This window comes from Pseudomonas sp. GW531-T4 (assembly GCF_017349615.1).
In the GTDB taxonomy this organism is placed as follows: Bacteria; Pseudomonadota; Gammaproteobacteria; order Pseudomonadales; family Pseudomonadaceae; genus Aquipseudomonas; species Aquipseudomonas chlororaphis_I.
Window position 1 is genome coordinate 18,880 of record NZ_JACMZT010000050.1, and the last position, 21,524, is coordinate 40,403.

Annotated in this window: 28 protein-coding genes; 16 read left to right on the plus strand and 12 right to left on the minus strand. The window is 63.8% G+C overall.

Annotated features, from left to right (window positions below; translation table 11 throughout):
• A complete protein-coding gene (locus J4D28_RS26905; protein WP_103331552.1) occupies positions 1–939 on the minus strand; it encodes a site-specific integrase in 939 nt (312 codons plus the stop codon).
• Between the two features lie 179 nt (positions 940–1,118).
• On the opposite strand from J4D28_RS26905, the gene J4D28_RS26910 reads away from it, so the two are divergent.
• A complete protein-coding gene (locus J4D28_RS26910; protein WP_103331553.1) occupies positions 1,119–2,153 on the plus strand; it encodes a DNA-binding protein in 1,035 nt (344 codons plus the stop codon).
• On the opposite strand, the gene gorA is transcribed toward J4D28_RS26910, so the two are convergent.
• The gene (gorA, locus tag J4D28_RS26915) at positions 2,150–3,508 is read right to left on the minus strand and encodes a glutathione-disulfide reductase (RefSeq protein WP_103331554.1); all 1,359 of its coding nucleotides are present in this window, start codon (positions 3,506–3,508) and stop codon (positions 2,150–2,152) included. The two genes, J4D28_RS26910 and gorA, sit on opposite strands and share 4 nt — an antisense overlap.
• 131 nt (positions 3,509–3,639) lie before the next feature.
• Complete coding sequence (galU, locus tag J4D28_RS26920; protein WP_009049342.1) at positions 3,640–4,479, minus strand: UTP--glucose-1-phosphate uridylyltransferase GalU; 840 nt, start codon at positions 4,477–4,479, stop codon at positions 3,640–3,642.
• Positions 4,480–4,772: 293 nt separating this feature from the next.
• On the opposite strand from galU, the gene J4D28_RS26925 reads away from it, so the two are divergent.
• Both J4D28_RS26925 and J4D28_RS26930 read left to right on the plus strand, forming a co-directional pair.
• Positions 4,773–4,961, plus strand: a complete 189-nt coding sequence (locus tag J4D28_RS26925; RefSeq protein WP_016702449.1) for a hypothetical protein — start codon at positions 4,773–4,775, stop codon at positions 4,959–4,961.
• Between the two features lie 155 nt (positions 4,962–5,116).
• Entirely contained in the window at positions 5,117–5,398 is a 282-nt protein-coding gene (locus J4D28_RS26930) for a hypothetical protein (RefSeq protein WP_007921741.1), read from the plus strand.
• A 12-nt stretch (positions 5,399–5,410) separates the two neighbouring features.
• On the opposite strand, the gene J4D28_RS26935 is transcribed toward J4D28_RS26930, so the two are convergent.
• From J4D28_RS26935 to J4D28_RS26950, 4 genes are all read right to left on the minus strand, one after another.
• A complete protein-coding gene (locus tag J4D28_RS26935) occupies positions 5,411–5,641 on the minus strand; it encodes a hypothetical protein (protein WP_007921740.1) in 231 nt (76 codons plus the stop codon).
• Positions 5,642–5,709: 68 nt separating this feature from the next.
• A complete protein-coding gene (locus J4D28_RS26940) occupies positions 5,710–6,633 on the minus strand; it encodes a c-type cytochrome (RefSeq protein WP_103331555.1) in 924 nt (307 codons plus the stop codon).
• Positions 6,630–7,301 carry a cytochrome c gene (locus tag J4D28_RS26945; protein WP_038636667.1) on the minus strand — a complete coding sequence of 224 codons (672 nt, stop codon included), beginning with the start codon at positions 7,299–7,301 and terminating at the stop codon, positions 6,630–6,632. The genes J4D28_RS26940 and J4D28_RS26945 overlap by 4 nt, the downstream gene beginning before the upstream one ends.
• Before the next feature lie 184 nt (positions 7,302–7,485).
• On the minus strand, positions 7,486–7,836 hold the full coding sequence (locus tag J4D28_RS26950) for a hypothetical protein (RefSeq protein ID WP_009049346.1): 351 nt from the start codon (positions 7,834–7,836) through the stop codon (positions 7,486–7,488).
• 176 nt (positions 7,837–8,012) lie between these two features.
• On the opposite strand from J4D28_RS26950, the gene J4D28_RS26955 reads away from it, so the two are divergent.
• The 5 genes from J4D28_RS26955 (at position 8,013) to ada (ending at position 11,164) form a co-directional block, all read left to right on the plus strand.
• Entirely contained in the window at positions 8,013–8,315 is a 303-nt protein-coding gene (locus J4D28_RS26955) for a DUF1883 domain-containing protein (protein WP_007921735.1), read from the plus strand.
• Between the two features lie 34 nt (positions 8,316–8,349).
• Positions 8,350–8,520 (plus strand): hypothetical protein, encoded by a 171-nt coding sequence (locus tag J4D28_RS26960; protein ID WP_007921734.1) that lies wholly within the window; start codon positions 8,350–8,352, stop codon positions 8,518–8,520.
• Between the two features lie 102 nt (positions 8,521–8,622).
• A complete protein-coding gene (locus tag J4D28_RS26965; RefSeq protein WP_016702446.1) occupies positions 8,623–9,339 on the plus strand; it encodes a 2OG-Fe(II) oxygenase in 717 nt (238 codons plus the stop codon).
• On the plus strand, positions 9,329–10,003 hold the full coding sequence (gene alkB, locus J4D28_RS26970; RefSeq protein WP_103331556.1) for a DNA oxidative demethylase AlkB: 675 nt from the start codon (positions 9,329–9,331) through the stop codon (positions 10,001–10,003). The genes J4D28_RS26965 and alkB overlap by 11 nt, the downstream gene beginning before the upstream one ends.
• Positions 10,004–10,090: 87 nt before the next feature.
• The gene (gene ada / locus J4D28_RS26975; RefSeq protein WP_028682528.1) at positions 10,091–11,164 is read left to right on the plus strand and encodes a bifunctional DNA-binding transcriptional regulator/O6-methylguanine-DNA methyltransferase Ada; all 1,074 of its coding nucleotides are present in this window, start codon (positions 10,091–10,093) and stop codon (positions 11,162–11,164) included.
• Here ada and J4D28_RS26980 read toward each other — a convergent pair.
• Entirely contained in the window at positions 11,128–11,616 is a 489-nt protein-coding gene (locus J4D28_RS26980; RefSeq protein ID WP_041983416.1) for a GyrI-like domain-containing protein, read from the minus strand. The genes ada and J4D28_RS26980 overlap by 37 nt on opposite strands.
• 49 nt (positions 11,617–11,665) lie before the next feature.
• The gene (locus J4D28_RS26985; protein WP_038632862.1) at positions 11,666–12,649 is read right to left on the minus strand and encodes an MDR family oxidoreductase; all 984 of its coding nucleotides are present in this window, start codon (positions 12,647–12,649) and stop codon (positions 11,666–11,668) included.
• A 318-nt stretch (positions 12,650–12,967) separates the two neighbouring features.
• Here J4D28_RS26985 and J4D28_RS26990 point away from each other — a divergent pair, with 318 nt between their 5' ends.
• From J4D28_RS26990 to J4D28_RS27015, 6 genes are all read left to right on the plus strand, one after another.
• On the plus strand, positions 12,968–14,032 hold the full coding sequence (locus J4D28_RS26990) for a nitronate monooxygenase family protein (RefSeq protein ID WP_103331558.1): 1,065 nt from the start codon (positions 12,968–12,970) through the stop codon (positions 14,030–14,032).
• Positions 14,033–14,205: 173 nt separating this feature from the next.
• Positions 14,206–14,973 (plus strand): molybdate ABC transporter substrate-binding protein, encoded by a 768-nt coding sequence (modA, locus tag J4D28_RS26995; RefSeq protein WP_028682525.1) that lies wholly within the window; start codon positions 14,206–14,208, stop codon positions 14,971–14,973.
• Positions 14,974–15,654 carry a molybdate ABC transporter permease subunit gene (gene modB, locus J4D28_RS27000; protein WP_009049354.1) on the plus strand — a complete coding sequence of 227 codons (681 nt, stop codon included), beginning with the start codon at positions 14,974–14,976 and terminating at the stop codon, positions 15,652–15,654.
• A gap of 3 nt (positions 15,655–15,657) precedes the next feature.
• Complete coding sequence (gene modC, locus J4D28_RS27005) at positions 15,658–16,746, plus strand: molybdenum ABC transporter ATP-binding protein (RefSeq protein WP_103331559.1); 1,089 nt, start codon at positions 15,658–15,660, stop codon at positions 16,744–16,746.
• A 255-nt stretch (positions 16,747–17,001) separates the two neighbouring features.
• Positions 17,002–18,642, plus strand: a complete 1,641-nt coding sequence (locus J4D28_RS27010) for an ABC-F family ATP-binding cassette domain-containing protein (RefSeq protein WP_028682523.1) — start codon at positions 17,002–17,004, stop codon at positions 18,640–18,642.
• Between the two features lie 70 nt (positions 18,643–18,712).
• On the plus strand, positions 18,713–18,922 hold the full coding sequence (locus tag J4D28_RS27015) for a hypothetical protein (protein WP_009049357.1): 210 nt from the start codon (positions 18,713–18,715) through the stop codon (positions 18,920–18,922).
• 244 nt (positions 18,923–19,166) lie between these two features.
• On the opposite strand, the gene J4D28_RS27020 is transcribed toward J4D28_RS27015, so the two are convergent.
• Entirely contained in the window at positions 19,167–19,487 is a 321-nt protein-coding gene (locus J4D28_RS27020; protein ID WP_028682522.1) for a YbjQ family protein, read from the minus strand.
• Between the two features lie 210 nt (positions 19,488–19,697).
• On the opposite strand from J4D28_RS27020, the gene J4D28_RS27025 reads away from it, so the two are divergent.
• Complete coding sequence (locus J4D28_RS27025) at positions 19,698–20,024, plus strand: isochorismate lyase (RefSeq protein WP_009049359.1); 327 nt, start codon at positions 19,698–19,700, stop codon at positions 20,022–20,024.
• Between the two features lie 63 nt (positions 20,025–20,087).
• Here the strand turns inward: J4D28_RS27025 and J4D28_RS27030 are convergent, their stop codons facing one another.
• Together J4D28_RS27030 and J4D28_RS27035 are read right to left on the minus strand one after the other, a co-directional pair.
• A complete protein-coding gene (locus J4D28_RS27030; protein WP_016704205.1) occupies positions 20,088–20,288 on the minus strand; it encodes a hypothetical protein in 201 nt (66 codons plus the stop codon).
• A 114-nt stretch (positions 20,289–20,402) separates the two neighbouring features.
• Entirely contained in the window at positions 20,403–20,606 is a 204-nt protein-coding gene (locus J4D28_RS27035; protein WP_009049361.1) for a DUF6021 family protein, read from the minus strand.
• Between the two features lie 406 nt (positions 20,607–21,012).
• On the opposite strand from J4D28_RS27035, the gene osmE reads away from it, so the two are divergent.
• Positions 21,013–21,372 (plus strand): osmotically-inducible lipoprotein OsmE, encoded by a 360-nt coding sequence (gene osmE / locus J4D28_RS27040; RefSeq protein WP_103331560.1) that lies wholly within the window; start codon positions 21,013–21,015, stop codon positions 21,370–21,372.
• The last annotated feature ends 152 nt before the right edge of the window (positions 21,373–21,524 follow it).

Here is a 21,524-nt window from a genome sequence, read left to right on the forward strand (position 1 = left end):
TTACTCGGCGACCGGCTTTTCCTGGGTCAGGGCCATGCCGAGAAACGGACTGGCTTCGACGTAGCGCATCGCCGACTTGATGTCCTTCCAGCCGACATAGCTCATCAGCGACTTGAGGTCCCAGCCACTGCGATGGGCCCAGGTGGCAAAGCCGCGGCGCAAGGAGTGGCTGGTGTATTGCTCGGCGGCGACCCCGGCGCGCTCCAGGGCCTGGCGCAATAACGGAATCACACTGTTGGCGTGCAGGCCCTCCTCGCTCAGATGGCCCCAGCGGTCGATGCCACGGAACACCGGCCCGCGTACCAGGGCGGCGACATTGATCCACTCGATATAGGCCTGGACCGGGCACAGCCGGCGCAGCGCCGGGGTGTGCCAGGTCTTGCCGAGGTTGTCGCGGTCGCTCTTGCTGCGGGGCAGATACAGGCTGATGCCGGAACCCGCCACCGCCTGCACATGCTCGATCCGTAGCCGGCACAGCTCATCGCTGCGAAAGCCGCGCCAGAACCCCAGGAGAATCAGCGCGCTGTCACGCCGCGCGCGCAGCAGGGCCGGTTGATTGTCATCGAGCCGGGCCTGGCTGGCTTCCTGCTCCAACCAGGCGATTACCTGCTCCAGATGCTGCAACTGCAAGGGTTCGGCCTGTTTCTCCTGGGCCGGGTGCAGCGCGCGAATGCCCTTGAACACCTGGCGCACCACTGGCGCCTTGGTCGGGTCGGCGAAACCCTGGCTGTTGTGCCACTGCGCCAGGGCCGAGAGCCGCAGCTTCAGGGTGTTGATCGACAGCTCCCCCGCGTACGCCACCAGATAACGCGCCACGCTGTCGCTGGTCGCCGGCAGAAACCCGCCCCAGGTCACCTCGAAATGCTCGATGGCTGCCCGGTAACTGCGCCGGGTGTTGTCGCGGGTCGCGGCGTGCAGGTAACGATCCAGTTCACTCATGGCTTGCTCGACTCGTGTTGCGGTACGGAAATGGCGGGCTGAAACAGGGCGATCTAGCTATGACACGGGGTAATACCAGTATATCCCATGTCAATAATTCGAATATTTATCTTTGTTTTTATTGTACAATTACACTTTATACATACCACGTAAAAAAGTACGTAATCGTAGGAGATCCCATGGCTCGTGGCGGCGTTAACAAGGCGGTGGTGCAAATCGCCCGTTCGGCAATCCTCGCCCGCGGCGAACACCCCAGCATCGATGCGGTGCGCATCGAAATGGGCAATACCGGCTCGAAGACCACCATCCACCGCTACCTGAAGGAGCTGGAGCAGAGCGAAGCCCGCCGCGCCGCGCCCCAGGAAGCCCTGGAAGAAGAGCTGACGGAACTGGTCCAGCGCATGGCCCAACGCCTGCGCGAACAAGCCCAGGAGCCTGTGGAGCAGGCACAGGCACAGGTGGAGGAAATGAATCGGGAGCTGGTGGCGCAGCAGGCCACAGCCGAGCAGGCACAGGCCCAACTGCGGCAACAACTGCAGACCCAGGCGTCAGCCCTGGCCAGCGAAAGCGCGCTGCTGCAGGAGACCCGCTCCATGCTGCAGAGCGAACAGACGCGCAATGCCGGGCTGAACCAGGCCCTGGCGGACTTCGAGTTGCGCCTGAAAGACAAGGACGAGCAGATTCGCTCGCTGGAAGAAAAGCACCTGCACGCCCGGGATGCCCTCGAGCACTACCGCAGCGCGGTCAAGGAACAGCGCGAACAGGATCAGCGCCGCCATGAAGGCCAGCTACAACAGGTGCAACAGGAACTGCGCCAGGCCCAGCAAAGCGCCCTGGTGCGCCAGGACGAGATCACCCAGTTGCACCGCGACAACGAACGCCTGACCAGCGAGCAGCGCGCCACCCAGAAGGAGCTGCGCCAGGCGCAGGAGCAGGCACAGAAGACCGACAGCAAGCTTGGACAGTTGATGGAGCAATCCAGCCGCCTGAACAGCGAACACACCCTCCTCCAGGAACGCCTGCGCGTCGCCTTGCTGGAGAGTCATGAGTTCAAGCAGAACCTGGAGCGGCAGCTACAGGATAATCGACAACTGGAACTGCGCACCGCCAAGGCCGAGGCCAGCCTGGAGGCCCTGCAACTGGCTACCGCCGCGAAGGCCGAGGCGCAGCCAGCAACAGAAGAACAGCGGCCGGAGCCGCCAGAACAGGCTTAACCGGCGACCGGCGTGCGCATGGTGACGAACTCTTCGGCGGCCGTCGGGTGCACCCCGATGGTTTCGTCGAAGTCACGCTTGGTGGCGCCGGCCTTCAAGGCAATCGCCAGGCCCTGGACGATCTCGCCGGCGTCCGGACCGACCATATGGCAGCCCAGCACCTTGTCGGTGTCGGCATCCACCACCAGCTTCATCAGCGTGCGCTCCTGGCACTCGGTCAGGGTCAGCTTCATTGGCCGGAAGCGGCTTTCGAAAATCTGCACCTTGTGCCCGGCTTCACGCGCCTGCTCTTCGGTGAGGCCGACGGTGCCGATATTCGGCAGGCTGAACACCGCGGTCGGGATCATGTTGTAGTCCACCGGACGATACTGCTCCGGCTTGAACAGACGCCGCGCCACGGCCATGCCTTCGGCCAGGGCCACCGGCGTCAACTGCACACGCCCGATCACGTCGCCAATCGCCAGGATCGACGGCTCGGCACTCTGGTACTGCTCATCGACCTCGATGAAGCCACGCTTGTCGAGCTTCACCCCGGTATTTTCCAGCCCCAGGTTGTCGAGCATCGGCCGCCGGCCGGTAGCGTAGAACACGCAATCGGTGGCCAACTCGCGGCCATCCTTGAGGGTGACCTTCAGGCTGCCATCGGCCTGCTTTTCGATACGTTCGATATCGGCGTTGAACTGCAGGTCGAGCCCACGCTTGGTCAGCTCTTCCTGCAAGTGCTTGCGCACCGCGCCGTCGAAGCCACGCAGGAACAGCTCACCGCGATACAGCAGCTTGGTGTCCGCGCCCAGGCCGTGGAAGATCCCGGCGAATTCCACCGCGATATAACCGCCGCCCACCACCAGGATGCGCTTGGGCAGTTCCTTGAGGAAAAACGCCTCGTTGGAGCTGATGGCGTGTTCGCGCCCCGGAATATCCGGGATCTGCGGCCAGCCGCCGGTGGCGATCAGGATGTGCTTGGCGCTGTAGCGCTGGCCATTGATCTCCACCTGGTGCGGGTCGATCAGCCTGGCGTGGCCTTCGTGCAAGGTCACGCCGCTGTTGACCAGCAGATTGTGATAGATGCCGTTCAGGCGATTGATCTCGCGATCCTTGTTGGCGATCAGCCTGGCCCAGTCGAAATCGGCCTCTCCCAGGCTCCAGCCGAAGCCTGCGGACTGTTCGAAGTCCTCGGCGAAGTGGGCGCCGTACACCAGCAGTTTTTTCGGCACGCAGCCGACGTTGACACAGGTACCGCCCAGATAGCGGCTTTCGGCGACCGCGACTTTCGCGCCAAAACCCGCGGCGAACCGCGCCGAACGCACACCGCCGGAACCGGCGCCAATTACATAAAGATCAAAATCGTAGGCCATTTCACTCTCCCAGGCAGGCTGACAGCATAACCGCAGATGCGCATGCGGTCAGCGCTAGAGGATTTACATAGGGGCATAAAACGAAAAAGCCACCCGAAGGTGGCTTTTCAGTACAAGGACCAAGCGGGCTATCAGTAAGCCTTGCCGGTCTTGTAGAAGTGTTCGAAGCAGAAGTTGGTCGCTTCGATGTAGCCTTCGGCGCCACCGCAGTCGAAACGCTTGCCCTTGAACTTGTAGGCAATCACACAACCGTCCTGCGCCTGCTTCATCAGGGCGTCAGTGATCTGGATCTCGCCGCCTTTGCCTGGCTCGGTCTGTTCGATCAGGCTGAAGATGTCCGGGGTCAGGATGTAACGACCGATGATCGCCAGGTTCGACGGAGCGTCTTCCGGCTTCGGCTTCTCGACCATGTTGCGCACGCGGTAGAGGTCGTCACCGATCAGGTCACCGGCGATCACCCCGTACTTGTTGGTTTCCTGCGGGTCGACTTCCTGGATCGCGACGATGGTGCAGCGATACTGCTTGTACAGCTTGACCATCTGGGTCAGGACGCCGTCGCCTTCCAGGTTCACACACAGGTCGTCCGCCAGGACCACGGCGAACGGCTCGTCGCCGATCAGTGGACGGCCGGTCAGGATCGCGTGACCCAGGCCTTTCATCTCGGTCTGACGGGTGTAGGAGAACGAGCACTCGTCCAGCAGCTTGCGGATGCCGACCAGGTATTTTTCCTTGTCGGTGCCCTTGATCTGGTTTTCCAGCTCGTAGCTGATGTCGAAGTGGTCTTCCAGGGCGCGCTTGCCGCGACCGGTGACGATGGAGATTTCGTTCAGGCCGGCGTCCAGTGCTTCTTCAACGCCGTACTGGATCAGTGGCTTGTTCACCACCGGCAGCATTTCTTTGGGCATGGCTTTAGTCGCTGGCAGGAAGCGAGTACCGTAACCGGCTGCTGGGAACAAGCATTTCTTGATCATATGAGTCCTTAAAAGGGCTGTACGTACGAATTTCGGCGCAGTCTAATCAGGCCGCGTGCACCTTACAATGGGCCGCGCTGGCTAACCGCTGCCATCTAAGAGAAATATTGCCGCGGATAGTTCCGCACTGGCTGCGAACATAGCTGCGCAGCATCGTACAGATAACCCGCGCCGTAAACCGCCATCTGGCCGCAAAGCCTTGATTTTCTGCGTTTGAACCCTCGTCCGCACTCTTGCAGCGGCTCGTTTACCGCTATCATGGCGCCCTTGAACCCCGCCAACGAGGCAGATAGATGTCGGCAACAAAAAGCGTAAACGGTTATCAGATCAAGCAGTTGAAAGACGGCCAGTGGTGTCTGGTCAGTGCCCAGGGCGAGAACGTCGCCGGGCCTTTCGCCAGCGAGGCGATGGCGGTCGAAGTGGCATCGGTGTTCGAGGATTCGGCCGGCCACGCCTCGGCGCGTCGCAGCCCCAAGTCCTGAGACTGTCCCCGCACCGAAGAGCCCTGCCCCGCGCAGGGCTTTTTCATGCCGATCTGTACCGCAGTGGCGGTTCGCTATAGCATCTTGTCCCAGACGCTCGCCAAGGGTGTCCAGCCCTCCCCCGGGGCTCAAACTTCTCGACGACGACCACACCCATGCACAAACTTCTGGCACTGACTGCGGTACTGGCCCTGAGCGGATGCGCCACCGTTTCCGATACCTACCTGGAAAACGGCGAACAAGGCCTGAGCATCGATTGCTCCGGCGAGGCCAGCTCCTGGGCCAGCTGCTATGAAAAGGCCGACGCCTCCTGTGCCGGCACCGGCTATCGGATCATCGGCACCGACGGCACGCCGTCACTCAAGGAAAGCGACAAGACCCTGGGGGCGGATGTCGGCAACTACAAAAGCCGCAGTGTCGTAGTGGTCTGCAAGTAACAGACACCCGGCCTACATATGAATCTCGGCAAACTTGATGCCCAGGTTGCGAATGGTTTCGATCAGGTCGTCCAGCCGGTCGAATGACTCGACTTCATCGTTGTCATCCACAAGAAAATAGCTGCGCCCCGCGCTTTTCTTGAAGAACACGATCCATTCCCCGGAATTCGCCGGATTCTGAATCACATGGGTCGCAGAGATATGCCCCTCTGCATGCCTCTCCCGGACTGTTTCGCGCTTCATGCTTTCTCCCAAAAAACGATGCCGCCGAAACCTGGATTTCGACGGCATCTTTGACAATGGCCGACAGTTTATCGGATGCCCTGGCCAATCAGCACGCCATCTACCGTCTGGCCATACAGATTGACCCCGTCGTTGGCGTGGAACTTGAGCCGAGTCTTCTCGATCGAGCCCTCCACCAGCCGCGGATCCTGCGGCCGCTCATGGCGATTGACGAACGCCGCCACGTCCCAGGCCTGCTGGTCGCTCAAGCTGCCGGCCTTGCCCAGGGGCATGTTGTATTTGATAAAGGACGCGGCGGTGTTGATCCGGTGCATGCCGGCGCCCCAGTTGTACGAGTCCTTGCCCCAGAGCGGCGGCATGACATAGTCGGCACCGACCTTCTGGCCCTGGCCGTTATCGCCATGGCAGACCGCGCATTGCGCCCGGTACACCTGCTCGCCGCGGGCCAGGTCGTAGCCCTGGGCCGGTTGCGGCACCTCGGGATAACCACGCCCGGGCAACTCGACACCGATCGGTGCCTTGCTCGCCAGCCAATAGGAGTACACCGACAACGCGGTGATCTCGTAGCTGTCGGCAGCCGGCGGCGTGCCGTTCATGCTGAACTGGAAGCAACCCTGCAAGCGCTCGGCGTAGGTGTTCACCTTGTTGTTCTTCTTGCGATACGCCGGGTACATCGGATAGGCGCCCCACAGCGGCGCGGAGTTGGCCAGCCGCCCCTGATCCAGGTGGCAATTGCTGCAATTGAGCCCATTACCGACGAACTTCGGCGCCAGGCGCTTGGTGTCGACGAACAGCGCATAACCGTCGCGGACCATCTTGCCGTAGGCATTGTCTGGCAGTTCGCTCTCTGCTGGTGGCTGGAAATACTGGGGATGGACAGCACTCGATGCCGGCTCCCGCAACTGTGATTGGTCTTCCATGGTGACCGCGGCGCCATGAACCTGGGTCGCCAGCAAGACGAGGGAAAAGCCCAATAGAAGATCACGGTTCATGGCTTGGGCTCCTGGTTATCGGCCTTGGCGGACAGGCTGCCGACCTTGGCAAAGTAGTCGGCCACCGCCGTGATTTCCTCGGGGCTCAGGGCCTTGGCGATGTGTCCCATCAGATCGTTCGGGTCGTTGCGGCGCGTGCCATCGCGCCAGGCATTCAACTGCCCGATCAGATAAGCCGCGGGCTGCCCGGCCAACGGCGGAAAGGCGTCTCCCACACCCACGCCACCCGGTCCATGGCAAATCACGCACTCCGGAACCTGCCGCTCCCAGGCGCCACGCAGGGCCAGCCTTGCACCGACCCCCTCGGCCATGGCGCTGCGGTTGATCGGCGCTGGCGTCACAGCCGGCATGGCCGCCAGGGTCTGGCTGACCGCGTCTATCTCGTCATCGCTCAGGGCCTTGGCCAATGGCTGCATGACCGGATTGCTGCGCGCACCGCTGCGAAAATCTTCCAGCTGCTTGCGCAGATAACCCGCCGACAATCCCGCCAGACGTGGAAATCCGGCGGCTGCCAAACCCAGACCATCACCACCGTGACAGGCCAGGCAGGCCGTGGCGCCGGGCTGCGCTCCACCCTGGGTAAACACTTTCTGCCCATCCACGGCCTGGGCACTGGCGACAAAAAACAGCATCAGGCTGCTCAGCAGTATTCGATCCATGGGGATCATGGCGAACTCCATTTTTCTAGTTATATCCTTAGGCTTATTTTATATAAGCCTACAAAGAGTAGGCCAATAGACCTTTGGCTACAACGCGAAACCCACCGAGCCTGCCTTGTCACCGGGCACAAAAAAGCCCGCCCTCGCCACGGAAATCCGGGCCAGGGCGGGCTCTTGAAAAATCCCTCGGCGATCAGCCGGAAATGCAGTCCTCCGCCGCCTTGCGGATATCGCCCGGACGCATGGGCACATTGGACATGCTTTCATGCAGCTTGATGCTGCTGCCGCCGGAACGTTCCTCGATATCGAACACCGCGGTCGGCCCTGCCGACAGTTTCTGCGGAACGATAACGCGCATACCGTCCTTATGCGGTTCGACCTGCAACTGGCCACGGCTGTCAGCCAGTTTGTCGCTGACGCACTTGGCGTACTCCTGCGGCTTTTTCCCTGAAATCACGTTCAGGGTGGGCAGTGTCTGGTTAATGTCCGAGACTGTCGCACAACCACTGATCGCCAAGGCCAGAATCAACACACCCCACTTCATACATTTCCTCCGATAAAGACCGTCCGACCGCAGAAATGGCATTTTTCTCCGGATCAGTCAGATTTATCCTAAATAATCGGCAAATAACTGTTTTAAATTGTCAAAGCCGCCGGCCGCGGCCTGATAAACTGCGCCATCGTTTTGATTTTGTAGCAAAAGCCCTTCTGGAGGCGCCCATGAAATTTATCCACCAGCGCGAGCACCTCAACGAAGACGATATCGTCGTCATCGAATGCTCCCAGGTCTGCAACATCCGCCTGATGAACGACGCCAACTTCCGAAGCTTCAAGAACGGCGGACGTCACACTTATCATGGCGGCGCGTTCGACAAGTTCCCGGCCAAGATCACCGCACCGAGCACCGGCTTCTGGAACATCACCATCGACACCGTCAACCGCCGGCCCATCAGCGTCACCCGCAAGCCGAACCTGACCCACTCGATCAAGATCATCCGCCGGTCCAGCTCGAAACTGCGCTGAACCCCGCCCCAGTCCGCGACAAACAGGTATCACCGTGGCCCAAACGACCAAGTACGTCATCAAATACAAACTCAACGGCGAACGCCGTTTCGAGTTCGCCCAGCTGGAAAGCGGCACCCAGGAAGAAGCCAAGGCCGCACTGGAAGCCCTGCACGGCCAGACCGACGACGTCATCAGCGACGTCAGCGTGAGCAAGGCGCTGTAAGCCCCTGCTTCTGTGACGAATTCGAGCGCAAGCAGCGGAGTGTGAGCGGCCCGCGCGCTTCCTAGACTGGCGGATATCAGCCTCTGCCTCAGGAACGCCAGGATGTCCGCCCCCGCCCTCGCACAACGTCTTGCCTGCCTGGACTGGCCCTCGATCGAGCGGCAGCTCAATCAGGACGGCAGCACAGTGATCGGCAACCTGCTCAGCGCCGATGAATGTCATGAGCTCAGCAGTTTGTATCCGCGCAGCGAATTGTTTCGTTCGCGAGTGGTCATGGCCAGGCACGGTTTCGGCCGCGGCGAATACCAGTATTTCGCCTACCCCTTGCCGAAGCTGGTCGCCGAACTGCGCGGCCAGCTCTATCCGCACCTGATGCCGCTGGCCAACCGCTGGAACCAGCTGATGAATATCCCCGTGCAATATCCGCCCCGGCACGAAGACTTTCTCCAGCGCTGCCACGCCGCCGGTCAGCAGCGGCCGACGCCCTTGTTGCTGCAATATGGCCCGCAGGATTACAACTGCCTGCACCAGGACTTGTATGGCGACAACGTATTCCCCTTGCAGGTGGCGATCCTGCTGTCACGCCCCGGCGCCGACTTCAGCGGCGGCGAATTCGTCATCACCGAACAGCGCCCGCGCATGCAGTCGCGGCCGCAGGTCATCGATCTGAAGCAGGGTGATGCGCTGATCTTCGCCGTGCATCATCGTCCGGTACCCGGCGTGCGCGGCCATTACCGGGTGACGTTGCGCCATGGCGTCAGCCGCCTGCACAGCGGCCGCCGCCATACGCTAGGAGTGATCTTCCACGATGCCCAGTAACGCTAACTTCACCGCCGAGCTGTTCGGCGAACCCGAACTGCAACAGGCGCCCCGCACCGAACAGGTCGGCCCGCAGTCCTTCGTGTTCCGTGGCTTCGCCCTGCCCTGGGTCGAGCGCCTGCTGCCAGCCCTGCGTGACGTACTGCGGGCCGCGCCGTTCCGGCAGATGGTCACGCCGGGCGGCTTCACCATGTCGGTCGGCCTGAGCAGTTGCGGCGAGCTGGGCTGGACCACCGACCGCAGCGGCTACCGTTACACCGCCATCGATCCGCAGAGCGGCCAGCCCTGGCCGGCGATGCCCGAAGTGTTGCGCGAACTGGCCCAGGCCGCCGCGACCCAGGCCGGTTTTGCCGGGTTCGATCCGGACGCCTGCCTGATCAATCACTATGTGCCCGGCGCCCGCATGTCCCTGCACCAGGACAAGGATGAGCGCGACTACGACGCGCCGATCGTCTCCGTCTCCCTGGGCTTGCCGGCGGTGTTTCAGCTGGGTGGCGAGCGGCGCAGCGACCGCCCGTTGCGGGTGCCGCTGCTGCATGGCGATGTGGTGGTCTGGGGCGGCGTCGACCGCCTGCGCTATCACGGCGTGCTGCCGCTCAAGGACGGCACGCACCCGCTGCTGGGCCCACGGCGCATCAACCTGACCTTTCGCCGGGCCGCTTGATCCCGCGGGAATTCAAGCGCAAGACTCGGAGTGCCAGGCCCCCTGCCCTTGGTTAATCTGAGCGACAACCGCCACCGAGTAGAGTCCATGACCATGGTCCAGCCCAAGCCCACCACCGCAAGCGATCCCCGCTGGCTCGCCGTCCTGGCCCGTGATGCGCGCGCCGATGGCCAGTTCGTCTATGGGGTGAAAACCACCGGGGTCTACTGCCGCCCCAGCAGCCTGTCGCGCCTGCCCCGGCCGGAGAACGTCGAGTTCTTCGACACCGCGGAACAAGCCGAGGCCGCCGGTTACCGGCCGAGCAAACGCAGCGCCAGCGACCAGACCCAGGTAGCCGCGCACCATGCCAGCCTGGTAGCGGCCGCATGCCGGCAGATCGAGTCGGCCGAAGCGCCGCCCAGCCTGAAACAGCTGGCCGAGCAAGCCGGCATGAGCAGTTTCCACTTTCACCGGGTATTCAAGGCCGCCACCGGGCTGACCCCCAAAGGCTACGCCAGCGCCCACCGTTCGCGGCGGGTGCGGCGCCAGCTGGAGCACGGCCATTCGGTGACCGACGCGCTGTACGACGCGGGTTTCAACTCCAACAGCCGCTTCTATGAAACCGCCGACCAGTTGCTCGGGATGAAACCCAGCGACTACCGCGCCGGCGGCCTGAACGCCGATATCCGCTTCGCCGTCGGCCAGTGTTCCCTGGGGGCGATCCTGGTCGCCCAGAGCAATCGTGGGGTCTGCGCGATCCTGCTGGGCGACGATCCCAATGCCTTGGTGCAGGACCTGCAGGACAAATTCCCGCGGGCCAACCTGATCGGCGCCGACCAGGATTTCGAGCAACTGGTGGCCAAGGTGGTGGGGTTTATCGAAGCGCCGGCCATTGGCCTCGACCTGCCGCTGGACCTGCAAGGCACGGCGTTCCAGGAGCGGGTGTGGCTGGCCCTCAAGGAGATTCCGCCGGGCAGCACCGCCAGCTACGCCGAGATCGCCCAGCGGATCGGCGCGCCGAAATCCTTTCGCGCCGTGGCCCAGGCCTGTGGCGCCAACAGCCTGGCGGTGGCGATCCCTTGCCACCGGGTGGTGCGCAGCGACGGCCACCTGTCCGGCTACCGCTGGGGCGTGGAGCGCAAGCGTCAGTTGCTCGAGCGCGAGGGCTCGTCCGAGGCTTGAATGCCGATGTACACCGACACCGATTCCGGCCCGGTGTACACCTCGAAGTCCGTGGCGAAGCGCCGACGGACCTGCGGGTTGTCCTCGAAGTAGGCCCAGACCAGGCCCCAGGTCTGGATCACCACCTGCGGCATCGGCCCCTTGGCGGAGAACGCCAGGTACTCGCCACCCTGCACCTGCACCAGCGGATAGTCGGCATTGCCCTCACCCACCGCCACACCGGCGGTGACATCGAAGTGCCCCAAGGCATCGGACTCGTAGTTGGAGTACACGCCGTAGATGAACGAGTCCGACTGCCGGTGGCCGATGCTGTCGAACAGGCCTTCGACAAAAAACCGCTCCCACATCGGCCCGATCCGCGCGCTGTCCGCTTGTTGCTCATCGACATTGCAGGTACGCACCTGCAAGCCCGAAACGCAGAAAGGCTGAACCTCTCGCAGTTTGACATCCATGCTTCGTACTCCTGTCTGGCGTTTATCTGGGTGACCGGTGCGCACGGTATCAGCGATTCACATCCACCACCACGCGCCCGCGCAACTCGCCGGCCAGCAGGCGCGATGCGGCAGCGATGGCTTCGCTGAGGCCGATCTCATGGCTGATCAACGGCAACAGGGCCGGGTCCAGATTACGCGCCAGGCGCTGCCAGGCCTCGATGCGCCGGGCCTTGGGCTGGGTCACGCTGTTGATCCCGACCAGGGTCACGCCCCGCAGAATGAAGGGCGCTACCGACGCCGGGAAGTCCATGCCCTGGGCCAGCCCGCAAGCGGCCACAGTGCCGTTGGCCTGGGTGCTGGCGCAGGCATTGGCCAGGGTATGGCTGCCCACCGAGTCGATCACCGCCGCCCAGCGCTCCTTGGCCAAAGGCTTGCCCGGCGCGGACAGACTGGCGCGGTCGATGATCTCGCTGGCGCCCAGGCGCTTGAGGTAGTCCTGCTCGGCAGTGCGCCCGGTGGATGCCACCACCTGATAACCGAGCCGGGCCAGCAGGGCTATGGCAAAGCTGCCGACCCCACCATTGGCCCCGGTGACCAGCACCTCGCCCTGGTTCGGAGTCAGGCCGTGGCGCTCCAGCGCCAGGATGCTGAGCATCGCCGTGTACCCGGCCGTGCCGATGGCCATGGCCTCGGCCGCGCTGAACGCCTGGGGCAAGGGAATCAGCCAGTCGCCGTCCAGCCGCGCCTTCTGCGCCAGCCCGCCCCAGTGTCCTTCGCCCACGCCCCAGCCGTTGAGCAACACCTGGTCGCCGGGCTGGTAATCCGGGTGGCTGCTGTCTTCGACGATGCCCGCCAGATCGATCCCCGGGACCATGGGAAACTTGCGCACCACCGGGCTGCTGCCGGTGATGGCCAGGCCATCCTTGAAGTTCAGGGTGCTGTAGGCCACCCGCACCGTCACATTGCCCTCGGGCAACTGCGCTTCGTCAATCTCGCGCAGCGCCGCGCGATAACCGGCGTCGTCTTTCTCGATCAAAATACCCTTGAACATGACTGCCTCCCGATGGGCCCTTGGCCGGGCCGTGAACTTGAGTTTCAGCTTGCAAAGCCCCCACCTTCCCAGCCCGTGCGGGAAAAATCCACGCTCTTTTCGTCGTAGGCCACACCCTGCCCGTAGGAGCGAGGCTTGCCCGCGATAGCCTTATCACTGGCAGCCCAGGTGGCGGCCCTGATCCCGTCTCGCGAGCAAGCTCGCTCCTACAGGGGATCGCCAGGCTCCGGCCAAAGTCGACTGGCCTTGGTCGTCCATCTCCTGATACAACCCCCCGGGTTGCCGTCCTTATCTCTTGACGTCGGAGCATCATTCAACATGAGCCAATGGCCTGACACCCGTATTCTCGACCTGCTGAGCATCGAGTTGCCGATCATCCAGGCGCCCATGGCCGGTGCCACCACTACGGCCATGGTGATCGCCGCCGCCCAGGCCGGCGCGCTGGGCTCCCTGCCCTGCGCCATGCTCAGCCCCGAGCAGATTCGCCAGGACGTGCAGAGCATTCGCCAGGCTACATCTGCCCCGCTGAACCTGAACTTCTTCTGCCACCAGAACCCGATACCCGACCCGGAACGGGAAATCCGCTGGAAAAACGCCCTGGAACCCTACTACCGCGAACTCGGCGCCGACTTCGAGGCGCCGACCCCGGTCAGCAGCCGCGCGCCCTTCGACGCCGTCAGCTGCGAACTGGTGGAAGAGCTGCGCCCGGAAATCGTCAGTTTCCACTTCGGCCTGCCGGAGCCGGCCCTGCTCGCGCGGGTCAAGGCCACCGGGGCGAAGGTGCTGTCGTCGGCCAGCACCGTCGATGAGGCGATCTGGCTGGAGCAGCGTGGCTGTGACGCGATCATCGCCATGGGCTACGAGGCCGGCGGCCATCGGGCGATCTTCCTCAGCGAAGACCTCAACACCCAGGTCGGCACCATGGCCCTGGTGCCGCAGATCGCCGATGCGGTGCGGGTGCCGGTGATCGCCGCCGGCGGGATCGGCGACGCCCGCGGCATAGTCGCCGCCTTCGCCCTCGGCGCCTCGGCGGCGCAACTGGGCACCGCCTACCTGTTCACCCCGGAAGCCAAGGTCAGCGCCGCCCATCACCAGGCCCTGCGCACCGCCAAGGACAGCCAGACCGCCCTGACCAACCTGTTCACCGGCCGCCCGGCGCGGGGCATCGTCAACCGGGTGATGCGCGAGATCGGCCCGATCAGCCCGCTGGCCCCGGCCTTTCCCCTCGCCGGTGGCGCGCTGATGCCATTGCGCGCCAAGGACGAAGCCGACTTCGCCAACCTCTGGTCCGGCCAGGCTCTGCGCCTGGGGTTGGAACTGCCGGCCTTCGAGCTGACCCGCACGCTGGCCGAGCAAGCCCTGGCCAAGCTCAACAGAAGCTAAAAGCCCCAGGGCCGCGAGTCCGCTCGCGGCCCGCTGCCCACTCCAGCTCCTGCCCCAGTTCCGTTCGCTGGCGATTCGCTATATATTTCCGTATACAGCGTTTCACCCACCCCCGGTGCAGTCCCTTTCCATATCCCCCACTGCCCAACGTCCTTTTGCCACTGGAGCTGTTCATGAACCGTCGTTTCTCAGGTTTTGCCCCAACCTGCCTTGCCGCTGTGCTCGCCGCCTGCGCTTTCGGCTCGGCCCAGGCCGATGAAGTCCAGGTCGCGGTCGCCGCCAACTTCACTGCGCCGATCCAGGCGATCGCCGCCGACTTCGAGAAAGACACCGGGCACAAGCTGGTGGCCGCCTATGGCGCGACCGGGCAGTTCTATACCCAGATCAAGAACGGCGCGCCGTTCGAAGTCTTCCTCGCCGCCGACGACAGCACTCCGGAAAAACTCGAAAGCGAAGGCGCCACCGTCAAGGGCTCGCGCTTCACCTACGCCATCGGCACCCTGGCGCTGTGGTCGGCCAAGGATGCCTACGTCGACAGCAAGGGCCAGGTGCTCAAGGACAACCACTACCAGCACCTGTCCATCGCCAACCCGAAAGCCGCGCCTTACGGCCTGGCCGCCACCCAGGTATTGGCCAGGCTGGGGCTGACCGAGCAGGTCAAGGGCAAGATCGTCGAAGGCCAGAACATCACCCAGGCCTATCAGTTCGTCTCCACCGGCAATGCCGAACTGGGCTTTGTCGCCTTGTCGCAGATCTACAAAGACGGCAAAGTCAGCAGCGGCTCGGCCTGGATAGTCCCGGCGCAGATGCACGACCCGATCAAACAAGACGCGGTGATCCTCAACAAGGGCAAGGACAACCCGGCGGCCAAGGCCCTGGTTGACTACCTCAAGGGAGCGAAAGCCGCGGCCGTCATCCAGTCCTACGGTTACCAACTCTAAATGCCGCTATCGAGTGCCGACTTTTCCGCCATCTGGCTGACCCTGCAACTGGCGTCGCTGACGACCCTGATCCTGCTGATCGTCGGTACGCCGATTGCCTTGTGGCTGTCGCGCACTCGCTCGTGGCTGCGGGGGCCGATCGGCGCCATCGTCGCCCTGCCCCTGGTCCTGCCGCCGACGGTGATCGGCTTCTACCTGCTGCTCGCCCTCGGCCCCAACGGCTATATCGGCCAACTCACCCAGGCCCTCGGCCTGGGCACCCTGACCTTCAGTTTCAGCGGCCTGGTGATTGGCTCGGTGATCTATTCCATGCCCTTTGTCGTGCAGCCGCTGCAGAACGCCTTTACCGCGATCGGCACCCGTCCGCTGGAAGTGGCGGCGACCCTGCGCGCCAATCCCTGGGACACCTTCTTCAGCGTGATCCTGCCGCTGGCCAGGCCGGGCTTCATCACCGCGGCCATTCTCGGGTTCGCCCACACCGTCGGCGAGTTCGGCGTGGTGCTGATGATCGGCGGCAATATTCCCGAAAAAACCCGGGTGGTCTCGGTGCAGATCTACGACCACGTCGAAGCCCTGGAATACGCCCAGGCCCACTGGCTGGCCGCCGCCATGCTGGTGTTCTCGTTCCTGGTGTTGCTGGCGTTGTACTCCAGCCGCAAAACCCGCGCTGGCTGGAGTTGAGTCGTGAGTGCATCGATCCATGTGCGCCTCAAGCGCCGTTACAAAACCTTCGACCTGGATCTCGACCTGGAGCTGCCGGGCCGTGGCGTCACCGCCTTGTACGGGCATTCCGGCTCCGGCAAGACCACCTGCCTGCGCTGCATCGCCGGCCTGGAGCAGGCCGAACAGGGCCTGGTACGGATCAACGACGAAGTCTGGCAGGACAGTGAACGTCAGCTGTTTATGCCACCGCACAAACGTTCCCTGGGCTACGTGTTCCAGGAAGCCAGCCTGTTCGCCCACCTCTCGGTGCAGGCCAATCTGGAGTTCGGCCTCAAGCGCATCCCCCGCGCGCAACGCCGTGTGGACATGGCCCAGGCCACCGAGCTGCTGGGCATCGGCCACCTGCTGCAGCGCCATCCGCACAACCTGTCCGGCGGCGAGCGCCAGCGCATCGGCATTGCCCGCGCGCTGCTGACCAGCCCGCGGCTGCTGCTGATGGACGAGCCCTTGGCGGCCCTCGACAGCAAACGCAAAAGCGAGATCCTGCCGTACCTCGAACGCCTGCATGACGAGCTGGAGATCCCGGTGCTGTACGTCAGCCATTCCCAGGATGAGGTGGCGCGCCTGGCCGACCATATCGTGCTGCTGGAAAACGGCCGCGCCCTGGCCAGCGGGCCGATCGGCGAAACCCTGGCCCGTCTCGACCTGCCCCTGGCCCTGGGCGACGACGCCGGGGTGGTGATCGAAGGCCAGGTCAGCCACTACGACGCCGGCTACCAGCTGCTCGCCCTGCAACTGCCCGGCAGCCAGTTGCGGGTGCGGGTCGCCCATGCGCCGATGGCCATCGGCAAGCACCTGCGCTTCAAGGTCCAGGCGCGGGACGTCAGCCTCAGCCTGCAAGCCGGCGAACACAGCAGCATCCTCAACCGCCTGCCGGTGACGGTCAGCGGCGAAATCCCCGCCGACAACACCGCCCATGTCCTGGTGCGCCTGGACGTCGCCGGCACCCCGCTGCTGGCGCGAATCACCCGCTATTCCCGCGACCAGCTGCAACTGCACCCGGGCCAGCAACTCTGGGCGCAGATCAAGGCGGTGGCCGTGCTCGCCTGAGCCGGGCGCCGGGCGCAAGCGTTTCTCGCGAGCAAGCTCGCGCCTACCAGGGCGAGTATTGGATCTGTAGGAGCGAGCTTGCTCGCGATAGCCGCGCCGCGGGTTGTCATCCGGCCCACCCGCGCGTTAGGCTAGCCGCCCTTCCCCCTCACCGGACGATTGCCGACGTGAACAACTAAGCCTTCCAGAAATGTATTCGCGACAAGCCGCCTTGCTGCGCTTGTTGGCCTTTTTCGACATTCTCCGGAGGTGCTGATGACTCACGTCACACGGCTGCCTGCGCTGGTTTCCCTGAACCAGCTGACATTCCAGTTCGCCCATGGCGAAACCCTGTTCGATTCACTCGACCTGACATTCGATGCCTTGCCCACCGGCATAGTCGGGCGTAACGGCACTGGCAAGAGCGTGCTCGCGCGCCTGATCGCCGGCGAGCTTGCGCCGTCCTCGGGCAGCGTCACGCGCTTCGCCCGCCTGGCTTATGTGGCCCAGGAACACCTGGCGCAGGAGGGCCAGAGCGTTGCCCAGGTCACCGGCATCGCTGAGGCCCTGGCCGCCCTCGAGCGCCTCGCCGCGGGCCAGGCCTCGATGGCCGACCTGGCGCAGGTCGACGAGCGCTGGGACCTTGGCGAACGCCTGCGCCGCCTGCTGGACGAGGCCGGTCTCGACACGGTCGGCCCCGACGATCCGGCCGCCAGCCTCAGCGGCGGGCAACGCGCGCGTATCGCGGTGATCGGCGCCCTGCTCAGCGATGCCCAGCTGCTGATACTCGACGAACCCAGCAACCACCTCGACGAGCCCGGTCGCCAGTGGCTGCTGACGCAGCTCCAGCAGTGGCGCGGCGGACTGCTGCTGATCAGCCATGACCGCCAGCTGCTGGCGCAGATGCAGCGCATCGTCGAACTCACGCCTCACGGCGCGCGAGTCTACGGCGGCAACTACGCGGCATTCCGCGCCCAGCGCGAAGCCGAGCACGGCGCGGCGCGGGCCGCCCTGGAGCACGCGCGAACCGAACGCAGTCGCGAACAGAAGCGCCTGCAACGCGAACACGACACCATCCAGCGCCACGCCGCCGGCGCCCGACGTTATGCCGACACCGCCAACATCGCCAGCTTTGAACGGAGGAAGATAAAAAGCGCCGCCCGGGACATCATGGGTCAGGTGCGCAACCGTCAGCAGGGCCACAAGAACAACCTCGATCAGCAGGTCCGCGACGCCTATGCGCGGGTGGTGCCGGAGGCGCCAACCCTGGTGACGCTGCCCGGCACCACGGTGCCCCAGGGGCAACAGGTGTTCTGCCTGACCCGAGCGCAATTGCCCTGGCTGCCGCCCGAGGCCGCCTCCAGCTACCTCGACCTGACCGTCACCGGGCCCATGCGCATCGCGGTCAGCGGGCCCAATGGCTGCGGAAAATCCACGCTGCTGAAGATGCTGGCCGGCGAGATCCAGCCCTTGAGCGGCCAGTGCCAGGTGCGGCTGGCCAGTGCTTGCCTTGACCAGCGCCTGTCGCTGCTCGATCCCGAGCGTTCGATCCTCGACCACCTGGGGGCGCTCGACCGGCCACTGCAGGAAGGCCTGCTGCGCAGCCGCCTGGCCTGGCTGCAACTCGATGCCCAGCGCGTGACCCAGCCCTGTGGCCGGCTCAGCGGCGGCGAACGCCTCAAGGCCGCGCTGGCGATTGCCCTGTGGCGTGAGACGCCGGCCAAGCTGTTGCTCCTGGACGAACCGACCAACCACCTGGACCTGGAATCGGTGGAAGCCTTCGAAAGCGCCCTGCGCGATTTCCCGGGCGCGATGCTGGTGGTGTCCCACGACCGCGAGTTCCTCGCCGCCATGGCACCCAGCCACCGGCTGCAATGGACGGCAGCGGGCTGGAGACTGGACGAGGCCGGCCAATGAACAGGCTTTTGCGCGAATTTCAGAGTTGCTTCTATAGTTGCTCTGAGCAGCTATCAACCAGGGAAGCGCCATGGAAGACATTTTTGTCGTAAAGCGCTGCAACAAGATCATCATTCAGGGTCGACGCGCCGGGGAAGCCGCCCACGGCGCGCCGATCGCCGCCCACTGGTACCGCATCGCCGACACCCGCACCGACGGCTTCATCGGCGATGGCTACGACCTGGAAGAGGACGCCATGCGCGAGTGCCGCCGGCTCAATGCCGCCAGCCGCCGCGCCTGAAACCGTGGACAACCGGGTGGTGCAGCCACTCGCCGGCAATGATGAAATTTCTTTCACTGTGAACCTGCCAAGGCTTCGCTAAAGTGGCTCACGCTTATTGAAGACTCCCGACTGGCCCACCGCTCCCCCGGTGGGTCTTTTTTATGGGCGATCGCCAAGGGCCGGGCGGCGGTCTGGCAGAGGATGCCAGGCATAAAAAAGCCCCGCACACGGGCGGGGCTGCGTGATGCGGGGAGACGCCGCTTTACTTGAGCCTGACGGCGGTGCCGGTGACAAAAACCACCACCATGCCGCCACGGCTGCTGGGCATGCTGATCTCGTAGTCCAGGCCGATCACCGCATCCGCGCGAATATCGCGGGCACGTTCCTTGATCTCGTCGGTCGCCTGCACCCGGGCTTCTTTCAGCGCCCGTTCCAGGGTCTGGGAACGCCCACCGAAAAAGTCGCGCATTCCGGCGAAGACGTCACGCACGACGTTGATCCCCTGCACGGACTCGGCGCTCACGATATCCAGGTACTCGGCGATCTCTCGCCCCGCGATCGCGTGGGTGGTAGTGATAATCACGGCATTCTCCTTTGACCGGCGCGACCCTGCCCTGAACCCGGGCGGGGTCGCAAAAAAACGCGATGGTAACAGACGCTCGGCAGGCAGCCATGCAGAGCATGCCGCGCGAGGCTGGCGCAGCGGCCTGCACGGTGCTGCCAAGGGCGAGCCTGTCCGTGATTAAATCCGCCAGCGGATAACCGCAGATCCTTTCCCCACTGGAGTATTCACATGGACGTCATTCAGTCGCTAGCCCCCGAACAATGCGCAGGCATGGAGGATATCCGCCGCGAGATCGATCGCCTCGACCAGGTTGTCATCCAGCTGCTGGGCGAACGTTTGCGCTACGTCATGGCCGCATCGAAATTCAAGACCTCGGAAACCGCGGTGCGCGCGCCCGAGCGTTTTCGCGCCATGCTCCTGCAACGCCGGGAATGGGCCCAGGCCGAGGGTCTGAACGCCGATGCCATCGAAAAGCTCTACAGCGACCTGGTGCAGCATTTCATCGCAGAGGAGCTCAAGGGCTGGAAGTCCGCCCAGGCCCAGTCGCCGGCCTGAGGGCAAAAGAACACCCGACAGCCCGGGAACATGCCAGGCTGTCGGGCAGGGTCGTGGATGGGGTTATCGGGTGTTGGCCCCTTGCGCAATTTTCTTGGCCTTCGCCTTGTAGGCCGGCAAGGCTGCCGCGTAGGCCAGGGCCTCTTCCCGGGTGCCAAAGGAGCCAAGACGGTCGCCCTTGGTGCAGACCCGCCAGGGGCCGCTGTTGACGCTGACCACGTCATAGCCGTTCATGTGCATCTTGTTCAGCATTGGAACGCTCATAATCGCCTCCCTTTCGGTAGAGATCGTCCGAGGTTGTCGCGAACACCTTACACCCGGTCCGCGCGGGCGTGGGTTCCATCCATCGCTACGAAGCCGGAGTACCCTGCCTGTGTTTCACTTGGGCTTCAGGTTCCCCAGCGGGTCATACGCCCGGGACTTGGGTTCTTTCTCCGGCTTGTTGTCCCTGGGCGCTTTCGCCGGACCTATGGGGTCCACCTGCGGATCAGCCAGGTCCGGGGAGTCAGGGTCGAAGCCCAGTTCGTCCTTGCCGGAAGCGTGCTCGGATGAACGCGGGCCAGTGGGCCTGTTCGTATTCATGGATACCTCCCGACCAGGATGGAATGTTCTTTCAATAAGAGGGCCATTCCGGCGCGGGGTGCAAAACAGCTGACGAATGGCACTCGAGCAAACGACCTTTTTCCACCGTGCTTATGGCGTTTTGGAAGGTCTGCCGCAGTCGAATCATGAGCTGCGTTATCAGTCCGCGCCAAGGCCTGCGTTTCGTCGCCCTGTCGTTGCTAGGGCCATAGCGCAAGCGCACACTGGCTGCAGCTGACGGATCAGCTCCCCCTCTGCAAAAAGCCCGCCCATGCGGGCTTTTTGTCTATCCGCCATCCCCTCGTCCCGCCCTTTGCGAATACTGCTCGCCGCCCTCGTCGCTCGGCTTTACTTCAACTGATGCATCAGGCGTCTCTTCACGACACCGACCATCGGGAGCCCTGCCATGAGCAAAACACTTATCGTCATGATCATCCTGTTATCAGCTGCCTCCGGTTGCACCAGCAATTCCCACGTCTACCGCAATCAACCGCTGGTGGCGAAGGTCGAGACCGGCATGACCCAGGACCAGGTCCGACAGATCGGCGGCGAACCCTTGTCCGTCACCCCGCGCACCGTGGAACTCGGGACCTGCTTCGACTATGTGTTGACCCAGGCCGGTCATAACCAGCCGTTCAATGTCAGCTTCGACGGCAACGGCAAAGTCGACCACACCAGCTTCCTCACCTGCGCCGAATGGAGCCACGCCCAGCAGAAAGCCAGGGCTCCAGGCAGCGGCACGAGTGATATGGGTGGCGGTTATTGAGCTGAGCTGGCCAGAGTCGGCGGCGATTGCGGGTGGGTACGGCCAGATGAAATTTCTTTCACTGTGAGCCGGGCGCCAGGCGGGTAGATTTCACCCTGCTCATTCAACTATTGGCCCGCTCCCCGCGGGCTTTTTTTTGGTTCTTCACGGAA